13 protein-coding genes are annotated in these 16,693 nt (G+C 55.4%); 6 read left to right on the top strand and 7 right to left on the bottom strand.

Going from position 1 to position 16,693, the window contains the following annotated elements:
- Window positions 1–97 precede the first annotated feature (97 nt).
- Complete coding sequence (locus AACY11_RS09480; protein ID WP_339464283.1) at window positions 98–1,600, top strand: ATPase domain-containing protein; 1,503 nt, start codon at window positions 98–100, stop codon at window positions 1,598–1,600.
- Window positions 1,597–3,267 (top strand): response regulator, encoded by a 1,671-nt coding sequence (locus AACY11_RS09485; protein ID WP_339464284.1) that lies wholly within the window; start codon window positions 1,597–1,599, stop codon window positions 3,265–3,267. The genes AACY11_RS09480 and AACY11_RS09485 overlap by 4 nt, the downstream gene beginning before the upstream one ends.
- A gap of 113 nt (window positions 3,268–3,380) precedes the next feature.
- On the opposite strand, the gene AACY11_RS09490 is transcribed toward AACY11_RS09485, so the two are convergent.
- From AACY11_RS09490 to AACY11_RS09510, 5 genes are read right to left on the bottom strand one after another with little or no spacing between them, the layout of a single operon-like run.
- The gene (locus AACY11_RS09490) at window positions 3,381–3,758 is read right to left on the bottom strand and encodes a response regulator (protein ID WP_221729806.1); all 378 of its coding nucleotides are present in this window, start codon (window positions 3,756–3,758) and stop codon (window positions 3,381–3,383) included.
- Between the two features lie 44 nt (window positions 3,759–3,802).
- Complete coding sequence (locus AACY11_RS09495) at window positions 3,803–5,017, bottom strand: hybrid sensor histidine kinase/response regulator (protein ID WP_339464285.1); 1,215 nt, start codon at window positions 5,015–5,017, stop codon at window positions 3,803–3,805.
- Window positions 5,011–5,604 carry a chemotaxis protein CheB gene (locus tag AACY11_RS09500; protein WP_339464286.1) on the bottom strand — a complete coding sequence of 198 codons (594 nt, stop codon included), beginning with the start codon at window positions 5,602–5,604 and terminating at the stop codon, window positions 5,011–5,013. The genes AACY11_RS09495 and AACY11_RS09500 overlap by 7 nt, the downstream gene beginning before the upstream one ends.
- Window positions 5,601–6,434, bottom strand: coding sequence for a CheR family methyltransferase (locus AACY11_RS09505; RefSeq protein WP_339464288.1), 834 nt, complete (start codon window positions 6,432–6,434; stop codon window positions 5,601–5,603). Before AACY11_RS09505 ends, AACY11_RS09500 begins: the two co-directional genes overlap by 4 nt.
- On the bottom strand, window positions 6,434–9,931 hold the full coding sequence (locus AACY11_RS09510) for a response regulator (RefSeq protein WP_339494528.1): 3,498 nt from the start codon (window positions 9,929–9,931) through the stop codon (window positions 6,434–6,436). The genes AACY11_RS09505 and AACY11_RS09510 overlap by 1 nt, the downstream gene beginning before the upstream one ends.
- A 264-nt stretch (window positions 9,932–10,195) precedes the next feature.
- Here AACY11_RS09510 and AACY11_RS09515 point away from each other — a divergent pair, with 264 nt between their 5' ends.
- Window positions 10,196–10,558 carry a response regulator gene (locus AACY11_RS09515; protein WP_339464291.1) on the top strand — a complete coding sequence of 121 codons (363 nt, stop codon included), beginning with the start codon at window positions 10,196–10,198 and terminating at the stop codon, window positions 10,556–10,558.
- 99 nt (window positions 10,559–10,657) lie between these two features.
- Here the strand turns inward: AACY11_RS09515 and AACY11_RS09520 are convergent, their stop codons facing one another.
- Both AACY11_RS09520 and AACY11_RS09525 read right to left on the bottom strand, forming a co-directional pair.
- Window positions 10,658–11,452 (bottom strand): hypothetical protein, encoded by a 795-nt coding sequence (locus AACY11_RS09520; protein WP_339494529.1) that lies wholly within the window; start codon window positions 11,450–11,452, stop codon window positions 10,658–10,660.
- A gap of 153 nt (window positions 11,453–11,605) precedes the next feature.
- Window positions 11,606–12,991, bottom strand: a complete 1,386-nt coding sequence (locus AACY11_RS09525; RefSeq protein WP_339494530.1) for a hypothetical protein — start codon at window positions 12,989–12,991, stop codon at window positions 11,606–11,608.
- Window positions 12,992–13,283: 292 nt separating this feature from the next.
- Here AACY11_RS09525 and AACY11_RS09530 point away from each other — a divergent pair, with 292 nt between their 5' ends.
- The 3 genes from AACY11_RS09530 (at window position 13,284) to AACY11_RS09540 (ending at window position 16,684) form a co-directional block, all read left to right on the top strand.
- Window positions 13,284–14,594, top strand: a complete 1,311-nt coding sequence (locus AACY11_RS09530; RefSeq protein WP_339494554.1) for a glycosyltransferase — start codon at window positions 13,284–13,286, stop codon at window positions 14,592–14,594.
- A 120-nt stretch (window positions 14,595–14,714) separates the two neighbouring features.
- The gene (locus AACY11_RS09535) at window positions 14,715–15,677 is read left to right on the top strand and encodes a phospholipase (protein ID WP_339494531.1); all 963 of its coding nucleotides are present in this window, start codon (window positions 14,715–14,717) and stop codon (window positions 15,675–15,677) included.
- A gap of 113 nt (window positions 15,678–15,790) precedes the next feature.
- Entirely contained in the window at window positions 15,791–16,684 is an 894-nt protein-coding gene (locus AACY11_RS09540) for a phospholipase (RefSeq protein ID WP_339464295.1), read from the top strand.
- Window positions 16,685–16,693: the final 9 nt, after the last annotated feature.

Below are 16,693 nucleotides of genomic sequence, written 5' to 3' on the forward strand. Positions count from 1 at the left end.
GAAAATTCTGAACCGCCATCTCGCCAAGGGGTCAAGTAGATCAGGCGACCGCTTTCGATAAAGCGCCTCGACTCCCCTAGTCATGAGAGGGCATTTTTTGTCTACATCTAACGCGTTGATCAGTGCAAAAGCCGCTACCGGCATTGTGGGTATGGACGACATCCTGGCCGGTGGTTTATCTCGCGGACATGTGTTCTTGCTCGAAGGTGAGCCCGGAACCGGCAAAACCACGGTCGCTCTGCATTTTCTTATGGCAGGCGCACTCGCCGGCGAACGCTGTTTGTACATTACGCTGTCCGAGACCGAGCGTGAGTTGCGCCAAGGGGCGCTCTCCCACGGCTGGGAGCTTGATGACAATATTGAAATTTTCGAGCTGACACCGCCTGAAAGCCTGCTCAATGCCGAGCACCAGCAGAGCCTTTTGTACTCCTCCGACCTGGAACTGGGCGAAGCGACCAAGCAGATTTTTGAAGTGGTTGAACGCTTCAAGCCGACACGCGTGGTACTCGACAGCCTTTCCGAAATTCGTTTGCTGGCGCAAAGTTCCCTGCGCTACCGCCGGCAAATCCTGGCGATCAAGCATTACTTCGTACGCTACGACGCCACGGTCTTGCTGCTCGACGACCTGACCACCGAATCACTCGACAAGACCGTACACAGTGTCGCCCACGGCGTGATTCGTCTCGAAGAGATCACACCCAACTACGGTGCCGAGCGCCGCCGCATTCGCGTGGTCAAGTATCGCGGCCAGAAGTACCGTGGTGGTTTCCACGACTTCACCATCATGGGCGACGGCGTGCATGTGTTCCCTCGACTCGTGGCCGCCGAACACCGCGGCGACTATGCGCGCCTGCAATTGACCAGCGGCATCAAGGAAATGGATGCCCTGCTCGGGGGGGGCATTGAAGCGGGCTCCAGCACCTTGATTCTTGGTCCAGCGGGTACCGGTAAATCGCTGATCTCGATGATTTTCGCCGCCGCAGCCGTGTCCCGCGGTGAGAAAGCAGCGCTTTTTATTTTCGATGAAGAGCTGGGGTTGTTGTTCGAGCGCATGAAAAACATCGGCATCGACCTCAAGGCCTTACAGGCCACGGGCAATCTGCTGATCGAGCAGGTCGATGCCGCCGAGCTGTCGCCCGGCGAGTTCTCTCATCGTGTGCGCCGCTGCGTCGATGAAGGCAATATCAAAACCGTGGTGATCGACAGCATCAATGGCTACCAAGCCGCGATGCCGGAAGAGAACGCCCTCGTGCTGCACATGCACGAATTGTTGCTGTACCTGAACCGCAAAGGTGCCGCGACGTTTATGACCGTCGCCCAGCATGGGCTGGTCGGCGATATGCAGGCGCCAGTCGATATCACTTACCTGGCCGACACGGTGATCCTGTTGCGTTACTTCGAAGCGATCGGCAAAGTTCGCCGGGCGATCTCGATCATCAAGAAACGTACCGGCAGCCATGAATCGACAATCCGCGAATACCGTATTTCGTCGCAAGGCATGACCATCGGCGAACCGCTGGACGCTTTTCAAGGCGTACTGCGCGGTGTGCCGACCTACCTTGGTGCGAGCAAACCTTTGCTTTCGGAAGATAACTTGTGACGCAGACCATGCCGCTGGCCGAACAGGCGCTGATTCTGGCACCGGTGGGCCGCGACAGCCAAATTGCGCTGATGATCCTCAACGAGGCCGGTTACGGCGGCCTGATCACACCCGATCTTGGCTCGCTGTGCGCTCAGCTTGAGCAAGGTGCCGGCCTGCTGCTGATCGCTGCCGAAGCCTTGCATGGGCCAGAGCTGGAAGCGTTGTTTGTGTATCTGGAACAACAACCGGCGTGGTCGGACCTGCCGATCATATTGCTCACCCACCATGGCGGGCAGCAACAAGCGCCCTCCTCGCACCTCAGTAGCCAGTTGGGCAACGTCACGTTTCTTGAACGCCCGTTTCATCCGGCCACGCTAGTCAGCATGGTTTCGACTGCCCTGCGCGGTCGACGTCGACAGTACGAAGCCCGCGACCGCCTGATCGACCTGAGCGAAAGCGAACGCCGCCTGCAATCAACCCTCGAAACCCTTGAGCAACAAGTCGAAGAACGCACCGCGCAGCTTCGCCATAACGAAGAAGCATTGCGTCAGTCGCAGAAAATGGAAGCCGTCGGACAGCTTACTGGCGGTATCGCCCACGACTTTAACAACATGCTCACGGGGATCATCGGCAGCCTGGAGCTGCTGCGCCGACGCCTGGCCCGAGGGCGCACCGAAGACCTCGACAGCCTGATCGATCTAGGCGTGACCTCTGCCAACCGCGCCGCCGGCCTGACTCACCGTCTGCTGGCGTTTTCGCGTCGGCAGTCGCTCGACCCCAAAGCGGTGCAGATGAATAGCCTGGTGCTGTCGATGGGCGAACTGCTGCAACGCAGCCTCAACGAAAGCATTCATCTGGACATGCGCCTGGACGACAAACTGTGGGTCGCCGAGGCCGATCCCAACCAACTGGAAAGCGCCCTGCTCAACCTGGTGATCAATGCCCGCGACGCCATGCCCGAGGGCGGAAAACTGGTGGTAGAGACGAGCAATCAGGTGCTGCACCGTGAGTTCACCGAGGCCTATCCCAATCTTGAACCCGGTGATTATGTGATGTTGAGCGTCACCGACAACGGCAGCGGCATGCCCAAAAGCGTGATCAACCGTGCATTCGATCCGTTTTTCACCACCAAGCCGATCGGGCAAGGCACCGGGCTGGGCCTGTCGATGATTTATGGCTTCAGCAAGCAGTCGCGTGGACATGTCTCGATCGACAGCGAAATCGATGAAGGAACCACCGTCAACCTCTACCTGCCGCGCTTTCGCGGTGAAGAACGTGAGCACCCCGCCCGCGATACCCTCCAGGCCCCGCATGCAATGGATGGCGAAACCGTGCTGATCGTCGAGGACGACCCGGCGGTTCGCTTGCTGGTCAGTGCCGTGCTCAGTGAGTTGGGTTACGCCTATGTGGAGGCCGCGGATGCCGACGCTGCGGTGCCGATTATCAACTCACCTCAGCGTATTGACCTGATGATCAGCGATGTCGGCTTGCCAGGCATGAACGGACGGCAACTGGCGGAGATCGGCCGGCAATACCGACCGGGGCTCAAAGTCCTGTTTATCACCGGGTACGCCGAGCATGCGGCCGTACGTGCAGGTTTTTTGGACTCGGGCATGCAGATGATCACCAAACCCTTCACCTTTGATCTGCTGACGGCCAAGGTACGCGAGATGATCAAAAACTGAACACGGAAAAGTAGAAGCTGCCGCAGGCGCCGATCTTTTGACTTTGAACAACAAGATCAAAAGATCGGCGCCTGCGGCAGCTTCTCGTGCGGATTCAGTTCAACGAGCGTGCCTCAAGCCAGCAACTCCTGAATCTTCTCCTGCAACACATCCAGATCGAACGGTTTTTCCAGAATCGGCGCCTTGAGTGTGATCGGGCTGCCGGTTTCGCGGATTTCCTGCGGATAACCGCTGATGAAAATCACCTTCAGATCAGGTCGCAACTTCACGGCGGGCTCGGCGATCTGCACGCCGGAGATGCCGCCGGGTAAGCGGTAGTCGGTGATCAACAGGTCCAAATGTGGCTTGCTCGCGAGGATTTCGAACGCCTGCTCTCCGTTTTCGGCCTCGAGCACGCGATACCCTTGATCCTTTAGATAAATGGAAAGAATCATCAAGATATTCGGTTCGTCTTCGACGATAAGTACTACATCTTGTGCATCTACGCTCATGGGAAGCCTTTGTTCGGTCAATAGCTGCTGATACGACCGTGCGGTCACTCAGAGGTTGCGTCGGGTTTGCCGTTTTCCTCGATCGGCAGACAAACGCGAAACAGGGCGCCCTCGTTGATTTGACTCTCGACGACGATGGAACCGCCGTGGGCGGCCACGATCTGCTCGGAAATGAACAAACCCAATCCGAGCCCGGCCACTACCGTCTTGGCGCTAACCCGTTCGAATTGTTGAAAGATACGCTTCTGGTTCTCCTCGCTGATACCGATTCCATGGTCCTGAACTTCGACCCTCGCCTCGTCACCCTCACGGTAAACCCGCACCTGAATCGGACTTCGGCCCCCATAACGCAAAGCGTTTGTCATCAGGTTCGAAATCACTTGCTCGATTCGGAACTCGTCCCAACTGCCTTCTACCGGCTCTGACGCGGTGAAAGACACTTCGGTTTCCGCTGCTTCAATCTGCTGCGCGAAATTTTGCAGCAGGTGGCTGACCAGTTGCACCAGATCAAAACGGTTCGGCCGGATCGACAGCTTGCCGGTACGAATACGCGACACGTCGAGCATGTCTTCGATCAGCCGGATCAGGCTTTTGATCTGCCGCTCGTCGCGGTCGACCATGGCGTGCATCTTGTCGAGTGCGAACGCGGCGGCGTTATCGCGCGCCAGGTGCATCTTGCGTAACTGGGTTTCGAGTATCAGGCCGTTGAGCGGCGTGCGCACTTCGTGGGCGACGATTGACATGAAGTCATCACGCATCCGCACCGCTTGCTCAAGTTCCGATTGGGTGCTCTGCAGTTTTTGCAGCAGCGCTTCCTGCTCGCGGCGGGCCTGCTCCAGCGCTTCGACCTGTTGCTTCATGGCCTTGCTCTGGCGATACAGGTCGACGAAAACGTTGACCTTGCTCTTCACCGCGTGGATATCCAGCGGCTTGTGCAGAAAATCCACCGCCCCGCTTTCGTAGCCTTTGAACGCATAGTTCAGTTCACGGCCGGCAGCGCTGACAAAAATGATCGGGATGTTCTTGGTTTTCTCGGTACCACGCATCAACTCGGCCAGTTCGAAGCCATTCATGCCCGGCATCTGCACGTCGAGAATGGCCATCGCGAACTCATGCTGCAACAACAGCGACAGCGCTTCGTCAGCCGAGAGCGCCTTGTAGACCGTGCGGTCTTCGCGCTTGATCAGCGCTTCGAGGGCCAGCAGATTCTCGGGCAGATCGTCGACGATCAGCAGTTTGGCTTGAATATTACTCAGCATGCGATTCGTTCCAGCTCGACTAGCAGACGGCCGATGCCGTGAATGGGTAGGACATGATCCGGCTGCAGAACGTTCAGTGCAGCTTGAGGCATGGTGGCGACCTGCGAGTCAGCGGGGTCCTGGACGATGGTCAGCCCGCCAAGACGTTTGACCTGCGCCAGTCCGCGCGCGCCATCGTGATTGGCGCCGGTCAGCAACACCGCAGCCAGTGCCGGCCCGTAGACGTCGGCCGCGGATTCAAAGAGATAATCGATCGAGGGCCGGGAATAATGCACGCGCTCTTCAAGGCTCAAAGACAGGCTTCGATCCTGTTCCACCGACAGGTGATAGCCCGGCGTGGCGAAATACACGGTGCCGCCAGCAATGCTCTGTTTGTCACAGGCCTCTTGTACCGGCATGCCGAGACGTCGGGAGAAGACTTCAGCCAACTGGCTGCGGCGCTCTTGCGGCAAGTGCAACACGACGATAATCGGCAGCACAAACCCCTCTCGCAATGGCCCCAGCAAGGCCAGTAATGCCTCCACGCCACCGGCGGAAGCACCGATCACAATGGCCTCGATTCGAGGTAATGTCACGGCGTCGCTCATGATTTGCGGTAGATCCGTTCTTGTTTGACCAGCGCTTCGAACTTGTTCGCATAATTGGAAAAGTCCAGCGTCTCCTTGCTGCCCAACACCAGAAACCCACGATGACAAAGTGATTCATGGAACAGTCCGAACGCCCGATCCTGGAGTTTCTTGTTGAAGTAGATCAGCACGTTGCGGCAGGAGATCAGTTGGGTTTCGGAGAACACACTGTCAGTGGCCAGGCTGTGATCGGCAAACGTCACGTTCTCGCACAGGCTTTTGTCGAAAATCGCGTAGCCATAAGCGGCCGTGTAATAGTCGGCGAATGATCGCTGGCCACCGGCCTGTTGATAGTTGGCCGTGTACGCACGGACGTTCTCCATCGAGAAAATCCCCTGCTTGGCCTTGTCCAGCGAGCGCGGATTGATATCGGTGGCGTAAATGATCGTCCGATCCAGCAGGCCCTCTTCGCGCAGCAAAATCGCCATCGAATAGACCTCCTCGCCCGTACTGCATCCGGCGATCCATATCTTGATCGACGGATAAGTCCTCAGCAGTGGCACCACTTCCTGGCGAATCGCCAGGAAGTGCGACGGATCGCGAAACATCTCGCTGACCGGAATAGTGAGCAATTGCAGCAGTTGCATGAACGCGGTCGGGTCGTGCAGGACTTTTTCCTGCAATGCCGAAATCGTTGCGCATTCGAACTGGCTCAACGCGTGTTGTACCCGGCGCTTGATCGAAGCGCCTGAATAGTCGCGAAAATCATAGCTGTACTTGAGGTAGATCGCCTCAATCAACAACCGTAATTCGATTTCGCTATTTCGATGCACTGAATTCTCGCGCTCCACTAAATCCTTTCCATCTTCGGTAACCACACGCGAATCAACGAGAACAAGCGATCCAGGTCGATGGGCTTGGCCAGATAATCGTTGGCGCCCGCCTGCAGGCAGCGTTCCTGATCGTCCTTCATGGCTTTGGCCGTCACCGCAATGATCGGCAGTTTACGCCAGCGCGGATTCTTGCGAATTTCAATGGTGGCTTCGAAACCATCCATTTCCGGCATCATTACGTCCATCAGCACCAGGTCGATGTCCTCGACTTCATTCAGCCTCTCAATCGCTTCGCGACCGTTACGACCGATCACCACGACTGCACCTTTTGTCTCCAGCGCACTGGTCAGGGCGAAAATGTTGCGCACATCGTCGTCCACCAGCAGCACTTTGCGTCCCTCGAAGACCTTGTCGCGGCTGCGCGCCGTCTTGAGCATCTTCTGCCGTTCATGGGACAACTGCGATTCGACTTTGTGCAGAAAGAGTGTCACCTCATCGAGCAAGCGTTCCGGCGAGCGCGCGCCCTTGATGATGATCGAGCGCGAGTACTTGCGCAGATCGGCTTCTTCGTCGCGGGTCAGGTTGCGCCCGGTATAGACGATGACGGGCGGAAACGAGCAGATATCCTCGGTGGACATGCGCTTGAGCAGGTCGTTGCCGAGCATGTCAGGCAGCTTCAGGTCGATGACCATGCAGTCGAAGATCGTCGTGCGCAACAGCTCCAGCGCGTCCTGCGCCAGACCGACAGCGGTGATTTCAATATCGTCATCACCGATCAGCCGAGCGATGCTTTCACGCTGCAAATCGTCGTCTTCGACCAGCAGCACGCGTTTGACCTTCTGGGTCAGTTTGGCTTCGAGACGGGCAAACACGTCCTTGAGTTCTTCACGGGTGGTCGGTTTGACCGCATAGCCGATGGCGCCCATGTGCATCGCCGCTTCGACACGATCTTCGACCGAAATCACATGCACCGGGATGTGCCGGGTTTCGGCGTGTTCTTTCAGGCGCTGTAGCACCGTCAGCCCGGAATGGTCGGGCAGACGCATGTCCAGCAAGATCGCGTCCGGCACGAACTCTTTGGCCAGGTCATAACCTTCATCCGCACCATGGGCTACAAGGCACTGGTAGCCGAGTTCGTGGGCCAGGTCGTAGAGGATGTGCGCAAAGTTCGGTTCATCTTCCACCACCAGAATGCAGCGGGTGGCGAATGGCGCGTTATTGCGGTCATCGGCAAAACGCGGGATAGGCTGCGCAGCCATGGGCGAAACCACCACCGCAGGCGCCAATGCCGCCGTCGATGTCTGTGGCGGCGGCGTGAACGTCAGAAGCTCGGTCGAGACTTCACTGAACTCGTTGTATTGCTGCGGCAACACCAGTGTGAAGACACTGCCCTGCCCCGGCACGCTGCTGACGCTGATCGAGCCGCCCAGCAGCGTCGCCAGATCCCGGGAAATCGACAAGCCCAGACCGGTGCCGCCGTACTTGCGGTTGGTGGTGCCATCAGCCTGACGGAACGCCTCGAAAATACTTTCCTGCTGATCCGCCGCAATACCGATACCCGAATCACGCACGATGAAGGCAATGTGATCGTTGGGTTGACCGCTGATGGTCAGGCTGACAGCGCCCTGTTCGGTGAACTTCAAGGCGTTGGACAGCAGGTTCTTGATCACCTGTTCCAAACGCTGGCGGTCAGTAAACAACAACGTCGGCGCATCCGGGAGCAGATCGACGCTGAACGTCAGTCGCTTATCTGCCGCCATGGGTTCGAACACGCTGCGCAGGCCGTCGGCCAGACGCGCCACGCTGGTGTTTTCCGGAATCACTTCAAGCTTTCCGGCCTCGACCTTGGAGATATCGAGGATGTCGTTGATCAGGTTGAGCAAGTCATTGCCGGCAGAGTAGATCGACTCGGCAAACTTGACCTGTTCGGCACTGAGATTGTCCTGTGGGTTTTCTGCGAGCAATTTGGCCAGGATTAACGAACTGTTCAACGGCGTGCGCAGTTCGTGGGACATGTTGGCGAGGAACTCGGACTTGTACTTGCTCGAACGCTGCAACTCTTCGGCGCGCTCTTCGAGTTGCACCTGAGCCTGATTCAATTCGGTGTTCTTCAGATCCATGGCATCACGCTGCTCGGCCAGAGCGTGTGCCTGTTCTGCGAGCTGCTCGTTGGTCTGCTCAAGCTCCACTTGCTGGGTTTCAAGATGCGCCTGGGATTCCTTGAGGATCCGTGACTGCTCTTCCAGCTCTTCGTTGGCGGTTTTCAACTCTTCCTGTTGCACCTGCAACTCTTCGTTGAGCTGCTGGGTTTCGGCCAGCACTTCCTGCAAGCGTTGACGGTAGCGTGCGGCTTCGATGGACGTGCCAATATTGCCGGCAATCAGCTCCAGCAATTCGATATCACGATCGGTGAGTGGACGCAAAAAGCCCAACTCGATCACGCCGTTGACCCGTTCATCGTCACTGGTTGGCACCACAAGCACGCTATGTGGCAGGCCTTCACCCAGACCAGAACTGACTTTGAAGTAATCGGCGGGTACCGAATCGAGGCGTATCAGTCGCGCTTGCTGCGCCACCTGACCCACGATGCCTTCGCCGCTGTAAATCGACTGTTCCTGCCCTTCCTGCTCGCGGGAGAAGCCGTAAGTTGCCACGCGCTTCAAACCGCCGTGCTCCTCACGCACGTACAGTGCCGCCACGGCAGTGCCCAGGTATTGCGCGCAGAACTGCAGGATATTGCGACCCAACAGATTGAGTGTCAATTGCCCAAGCACCTGCTCGGCCAACTCGGTCTGGCCGTTGCGCAACCATGCTTGCTGCTCCAGACGCTTGGCACTCGCTTGCTGCGCGGCGAGGTTGGCGCTGTAGCTGTTGGACAGATTGAGCAAATCACGACGACCGATATAAGCCAGTAGCCCGCTGATGCCGGCAACAAACAGCAGATAAAGGGTAATGCTCCAGATCGTGGTGTGGCGCACGTCTTCGTTGCGCGAGGCACGCAACTGCTGCTCCATGTCGATCACGTCTTCGAACTGCTTGCGGATCTCGTCGGTCAGGCGCTTGCCGCGCCCGGCCTGGACCGCCGCTTTATAGTCACCGCTGGAACGCTGCAAATCGATCATCGATTTTGCATAGTTTGCCCACTCGGTCTGCAACGCCTGAAGACGACGCAAACGATCAGTCTGCACCGGGTTGTCGGCAGTCAACTCAAGCAAGGTTTCGAGCGCCACGTTGACTCGCGGTTTGGCTGTTTCGTAGGGATCAAGGAAATGCTCATCACCGCTGAGCAAGAAACCGCGCATGCCGGTTTCCAGGTCCACGGTGAGCTTCACCGCTTCGTTGGCGTTATTGATCACGCGGTCGGTGTGCTCGACCCACTGGATGACCGACAGCAGATAAGTGATCAGCGACACGAAGAACACCGCACTGAGCACGCCAACACCCAGCGGCAGGCTGACGTTGCGACTCAGGAGTTTGCGGAACCGTTGCTCATCAACCGAAGACGGAGAGGACATGTGGCAGCCTTGTCGAACTGTTGAAAATCACAGAGTTTGCCCCAAAACGGCAAGGTGGATCTATTTTTCTGACTGTTTGAGCAGCAAATTCCTACAAATGCCCGCGTCTTGCGTCACGCCAACAGTTATCCTTGCTCGCCCGTATGCAGCTAATCTTTTTTGTATCGATCCGGGAACTTGTGGCTATGCGCCACTTACTCATGCATGAGCCCATCACATCTGATCGGCTGACGCCCCTGAATCCCACCCTTGAGAGCTTTTATTATGTCCGCCAACGCATCCACCATCCTTGTAGTCGAAGACGATGCCATCGTGCGCATGCTGATCATCGATGTGCTGGAGGAACTGGATTTCAAGGTACTGGAAGCGGAGGGTGGCGAGCAGGCGCTGAAGCTTCTTAATGATGAGGCTCAACACATTGACTTGATGATGACCGATGTGGGCCTGCCGGGTATGGATGGTCGTGAACTGGCCAATCAAGCACGCCTGTTGCGGCCTGCTCTGCCAATCCTGTTTGCCAGTGGATACGCGGAAAACATCGAAGTAACGGCGGGTATGCAAGTCATTGGCAAACCCTTTTCGATTGACCAGTTGAGGGACAAGGTCAAAGGCATTCTGGAACGCTGAAAACCGGCTCTGCCGCTTGGGTTCATGAACACCTTTGAAACCTGTCTGCCGCGTTTATCCGGGGTACCAGAGTGGACGAGCCCTCTGATTGCTCAAGTCTTAACCACTCGTGCGATCGCGCTTGGCTTTTTGCCGCTCTCTGAAGGCGGTGATGTCATCGATACTCACCTTCCCTGGCGCCGGTTGTGCAGGCGCCCGGACAGACTGCTGAGCAGCCGCACTACTTTCCTGAGCGCTTACCGATTCGTTACCGAAATCAAGATTGGAGAATAATTCCTCACCGTCCAGTGGCTCGCGGAATTTGTGACCCACCTCTCGCCCCCCACCTGCAAACAGACTGGCATCGCTTGCTGCAATCGCCCGGTTGATTGCCTTGGGGTTCGAAATGAACTTTCCATGCGAATCGTAAGCTCCCAGAATCAAGCCCGGCGGCAGATCGACGGCATAATTGATTTCCAAAGGGGGTAGAGTCTTCAAGCCCGAATGCGGCCGAAAGGCAAGTTCGGTATTGGCATATAAATGAAAACCTTCCATCTGCCGTGCGTCGATGAAATAGGTGTATCCACCTTTCTGGCCGCCATAAACAAAAGCGCCGGCACCGTCCTTTTTATAGAAAGCAGAAGTGGAAATACCCGCGCCGTCGGGGCTGAGCGCGTCGTGGGCACCGCCATAGCCGCCTTTCAAACCATTGACCTGGTCAAGGTGTTTGATTCGAACGCGTTGACTGAATCCCCTCTCGAAAATGATTGACGGATCGCGCATATCACCACGGAAAACGAAGCCCTGATAAACGAAGCCCTTTTCCGGACCAGAAAGGCGCACAACCTGAGTATCGGTCGCCAATGTCTGTGCCACGCCTGGCCCTGAGGCCAGCTCATCCAGATAACCGGCCACTAGCAAACCTTTGCCAGCCTCGGGGATTTCCTTTCCGGTGGTGCTCGCCAACTGTCGACGAAGACGCGTAGCCGATCCGCGAAAAACGGAGGGACGATTGCTGTTTTTGAGCGCCAGGACAACTCGCTTGCCAATCTCCTTCTTGGCGACTTTCTACAATGCTCTACCGACGAGCTTTTCAGCAATAGGCCCCGCCAGTTCGGCCAACACGCCGATCGCCGCGCTGATCCTCAGGCGCTCTGCTTCAGAGGGGTCATCCGATATTTCGGCGCGGATCAAGTCCGTCGCAGAACTACCGAGCCCCACCAGGAAAGGAATCAACATACGTATCGGAGCGGAAGCAAACGCTCCCGTCCCGCCGTAAGGCAAAGAGGCGGTAAACGCAATAATCTGCAGAAGATATCCCGCAGCCTCCAAGGCAAAATCGGTCCAGCGTTCGGCCTGTGTCGAAACCAGCGTATCAATATCGGCCAGCCCCCGTTTGATCTGGCGATCGAATAAATCCTGACCTATATCCGAACTGGATCGAAACACCAACTCCCGATAGTTTGGACGTGTCGCAAAAAGGGGGAATTCCATCCCCCGATACTTGAAATCATGGACATAAGATTTTTGCTGGTCACGCAGAGCAACGCGCTTTAACAAGCGCTTCTGAAAATCAACATTGCTCTCTACGAACTTGCCTCTTGCGTCATGACCGGCGGGAAACTCGAAGGCTGCACTGTCTTCACCGAGGAAGAACACCACGCCTCGATCCAGATTCCCTCGACCGATAAACACGGCGTTATCGACTCTCAAGTCGGGATCGCTGTGCAAGTTGATAAGCCGCGGTTTTATCAGGCCTTTGAGGTATTCGTAAGCGACGATCTGATCTTCAACGGCACGCGTACCACTCTTGATAAACTCTACAACCAACTTGTTCAACTCTGCTTTTTTTAACAACCTACCGAAAGCGCTAACAGCTGGATTTTGCAGCCGGTCGCTCACATAGAGCTTGAAGTCAGTCTGATAATCCGCGTCATTGAAAACAGCGACCAATTCGGAAGGATAATAGTCTGGCCATTTTACTTCTTTCCCGTAGAAGCCTTTTAGTTGCCGCAGGTGATAGTCCGTACAGATCTCCGCCAAGGTGAATTCTTTCTCTTCCCAGACGACAGGCTTTTTAGTGCTCGCCAGCGAGTCGCTGTGCGTGGGGGGCTCCAGCGCGTAATATTTAACCGCTATGCGGCTGTCATATTGAATGCGCTCACGCGTCTCTTCATCGGACACAATACTCACTATGGCTTCATCAATGCACTCACGAATAAAGTAGGCAGGATCAAAACTCACTGGATCCGTGATGACGGCACAACCCGCTAATATTTCTCCAGCCAATTTATTTACATCAACACCATCAACCACACCTTGCTCAGGCATGGCCAGGCTGACCGTTTCCGTTCTGGGTGCTGCCAAAACGGTTTCCAAATCTGCCAATGGATCCAGCAACCACAACAACGAATCGTCGGCATCATCGTAAATGCCTGGCAACTGCTTACTCATGTTTTTCTCCCCGCACAGCATAAAATGCGAACTGCACTTACTTAACTACTGTGGACGACCAAGAAACTACCAATCTCCCCCAAAGTTACATAGGCTATAGTTATTAGCAATTTTTACATCACTGATCGGAGAGCAATACACAAACGTTAGCTTCCATCGTTGTTCAATGGGCAAACGCTTATGGACAAGATACCAAAGAATGTTTACTTCGAAGGCCAGGCGCGAGCAGCCATCTCTGTGGTTTAATTGCGCCCTTTTTTTGCCTACCTGTCTGCTGCCGAGGATCACACTCATGATTCAGCCCACCGTCACCAAAGTTCTGGTCATCGGCTACGTCTGGCCCGAGCCCCGTTCTTCGGCAGCAAGCGGGCACGTCATGCAGATCCTCGACACCTTTGTGCAGCAAGGTTGGGACATCACTTTCAGCAGCCCCGCCAGCCCCGGAGCACATAAAGCCGACCTTGGCGCGCTGGGCATCCGCGAAGTGTCGATCGAACTGAACAACAGCAGCTTCGATATGTTCATCAGCGAGTTGCGTCCGGATATCGTGCTGTTCGACCAGTTCATGATGGAAGAGCAGTTCGGCTGGCGCGTCGAAAAATGCTGTCCTGACGCCCTGCGGGTGCTGGAAACGTCAGATCTGCAAAGCTTGCGCCATGCCCGTCACCAGCGACTCAAGGAGCGGTTGAAAGTCTCTGCCGATCAGGATGACTTCAGCGTTTTGTTTGCGCCGGCCTTGCGCGAAGAATTCGAATTGATGGCCACCACCGATCTGGCCAAACGGGAAGTGGCGGCGCTGTATCGTTGCGACCTGAATCTGATGATCTCCGAAGTAGAAATCGAGTTGTTGGTCAAACAATTCGGATTACCACGCGAGTTGCTGCATTGGTGCCCATTGATGGTGGAGTTGCCAACCACTGAACCGAAGGCGTTTGAGGCTCGGGCGAACTTTCTCAGCATCGGTAACTTTCGTCATGCGCCTAACTGGGACGCCGTACTCTGGATGAAATCCACGATCTGGCCACTCATCCGTCAACAACTGCCGGATGCGCAGTTACACATCTATGGCGCCTACACGCCCCCTAAAGCCATGGCATTGCACAATGCAGCGCAGGGTTTTCACATAATGAACTGGGCGGAGGACGCGTTACAGGTCATGTCAGCGGCACGGGTATGTCTGGCACCGCTGCGTTTTGGCGCCGGCATCAAGGGAAAACTGGTGGACGCCATGCTGTGCGGCACGCCCAGCGTCACCACCCCCATTGGCGCGGAAGGCATGCATGACGAGGAACCCTGGCCGGGCGCGATCACCCGCAGCGCAGTGCAATTGGCCGACGCCGCCGTACGGCTTTATCGCTGCCCGGCAGATTGGCAAGCAGGCCACCTGGCCGGAGCCGCGCTGCTCGGCAAGCGTTACCAACGGGCAACACACGCGCCGGCGCTAATTGAAAAACTGCGTGATTGCCAAAAACACTTACATGAACGCAGGACCCGAAACTTTATTGGCAGCATGCTGCGCCATCACGCTCATAAAAGTACTCAATATATGGCTCAGTGGATTGAAGCAAAAAACCGCGATACCCAGCCGACCCGTAACGCGTGAATCCGCACGACCACACAACTCGCATTAATATAGAGATTGCACCATCAAACCCTGATACTTATAAACAGCCTGCATGTCATTTCAGATAGCACAACTATCAACACATGCAGGACACACCACATGAATAATGGATACATTGAAAGACTCTCCAGCCATGACTGGATGAGTAAAACACCGGGCATTGACAACTTGTCACTGCGCGAATTGACATTACCGGGCGCGCATAATGCCGGGTGTGACTGGAACGCCTCTTACGATCAACTGATCCAATGTCCAAACTGGCTGATCTGTCAGTTACTCCCTGTAAACTGGCCACTTCCTGGCGCGAACTGGCTGGCATGTCAGGATGTCTCTTTTGCTGGCCAACTGAATCGTGGCGCCCGAGCACTCGACCTTCGATTATTTTATGACAGCCAAGCGAGAGATATTGAACGGTTCAGATTCCAACATGGTGGCTATTGTTCCTCCCGCACGCTTGACGACCTTGTTCGTGACGTCAAGGAGTTCCTTCAAAAAAATCCGGACGAGTTCATCATTCTGGACTTTCATGAACTGAAAAGTGGTGCAACTGGATTCAATTACGACGAATTTAAACAGGTGATCCTGCGCACGCTGGGCGAGCAACTCATTCCATTGGAATCTCTGCATCTGACCCTGGGTCAATTGAAGGCACGTGCGCCGCGGCAAAGGATATTACTGGCCGCGCCTGTATCAGGAAGTACAGACGATAACCGGATTCATGATGCAGTGATTCATCGGTGGATCGGGCAATCCATTGTCGACGCTTCTGACCTGCACCGCTACATCGACCGTATTTTAAGCAACCCCCCGGACAAACGATGGCTTTGGTCGCTCTCCGCAACGTGCTATACGCTCGGCGGGCCACAACGCATTCTCGGCCATCTGGACACTTGGTTTCACCCTTCCAGCACCGACTGGGCTAAAAGATGCAACATTATCAATTTTGATTTCATTGAAAACGCCAGGATTGTATCGCATTGCAAAAATGCCAATATCGAGAAAGCCGTTGAAAAAGCCAAAACAACACAACCAACAAACTACGAAGATCTACCAACACCCTAACTGTTAAATAACTTGCATTCAAACAAGCATTGGCTGATCAAACGCCATCCACTATAAACATCCTGCACGTCGAAACGTCGACCTACCATTATTAATACTGCCGGATGTACAACATGAATGATTTCCAATCGAACGACTTACCCCTGACTCAATGGATAACTGCAACCCCGCAGATCGACAATCTGTCACTGCGTGAATTGACACTACCCGGCGCCCATAATGCCGGCTGTGACTGGGAAGCTTCCTTCTCCTTGTTCCCGGGCAAGAACTGGCTCGCGTGCCAGGACATTTCTTTTTATTCGCAACTCAATCGTGGCGCCAGAGCGCTGGACGCACGATTGATTTATGACAAAGAAGGCCAGGGTCTGGAAAAGTTTCGCTTTCAGCACAACGGCTATCGCTCCAATCGCAACCTTGGCGATCTCATGCTCGCGGTCCAGGCGTTTTTGGAAAGAAGTCCCAATGAATTCATCATTCTGGACTTCCATGAACTCAAGGGAGGCAGCAGTGAATTCAATCACGAAGAATTCAAACAGTTAATGCTGAAACATCTGGGCGAGCGGATGATTGTGCAGGAAAACGCAGGTTTGACACTAGGTCAGTTAAAAGACATCAGCCCCCTGCAAAGGATCCTGGTGGCGGCCCCCATGAGCTGGGACACTCGAGACCACCGCTTTCATGAACAGATCCAACACAAATGGATTGGCCAGTCGCTGGTCACTGTTTCTGACCTGCACCGTTACATCACAGAGGTTTTAGACAGCCCACCGACCCAGTGGCGACTCTGGTCGCTGTCTGCGACGAGCTATACAGTCGGTGGCCCGCAGCGAATTCTGAATGAACTGGACACCTGGTTTGACCCCACCCAAACGGACTGGGCGAAGAAGTGCAACATCATTAACTTCGACTTTATAAAAAACTCGAACATCGTGTCTTTTTGTCAAATGGCCAATCTGGAAAAAGCCATCGAGAAGTCGACGCTGGTACTTCGTGCACAGCCCGCTTGAGCCCGGTCA

It is taken from the genome of Pseudomonas sp. RA_105y_Pfl2_P56, assembly GCF_963970845.1.
Lineage (GTDB): Bacteria > Pseudomonadota > Gammaproteobacteria > Pseudomonadales > Pseudomonadaceae > Aquipseudomonas > Aquipseudomonas baetica_A.

What these genes read in the sequence shown, in the direction of transcription:
- AACY11_RS09490 (WP_221729806.1), bottom strand. Translation starts at nt 3,758, where the DNA reads ATGAGCGTAGATGCACAAGATGTAGTACTTATCGTCGAAGACGAACCG.
- AACY11_RS09495 (WP_339464285.1), bottom strand. Translation starts at nt 5,017, where the DNA reads ATGCTGAGTAATATTCAAGCCAAACTGCTGATCGTCGACGATCTGCCC.
- AACY11_RS09500 (WP_339464286.1), bottom strand. Translation starts at nt 5,604, where the DNA reads ATGAGCGACGCCGTGACATTACCTCGAATCGAGGCCATTGTGATCGGT.
- AACY11_RS09510 (WP_339494528.1), bottom strand. Translation starts at nt 9,931, where the DNA reads ATGTCCTCTCCGTCTTCGGTTGATGAGCAACGGTTCCGCAAACTCCTG.
- AACY11_RS09515 (WP_339464291.1), top strand. Translation starts at nt 10,196, where the DNA reads ATGTCCGCCAACGCATCCACCATCCTTGTAGTCGAAGACGATGCCATC.
- AACY11_RS09525 (WP_339494530.1), bottom strand. Translation starts at nt 12,991, where the DNA reads ATGAGTAAGCAGTTGCCAGGCATTTACGATGATGCCGACGATTCGTTG.
- AACY11_RS09530 (WP_339494554.1), top strand. Translation starts at nt 13,284, where the DNA reads ATGATTCAGCCCACCGTCACCAAAGTTCTGGTCATCGGCTACGTCTGG.
- AACY11_RS09535 (WP_339494531.1), top strand. Translation starts at nt 14,715, where the DNA reads ATGAATAATGGATACATTGAAAGACTCTCCAGCCATGACTGGATGAGT.
- AACY11_RS09540 (WP_339464295.1), top strand. Translation starts at nt 15,791, where the DNA reads ATGAATGATTTCCAATCGAACGACTTACCCCTGACTCAATGGATAACT.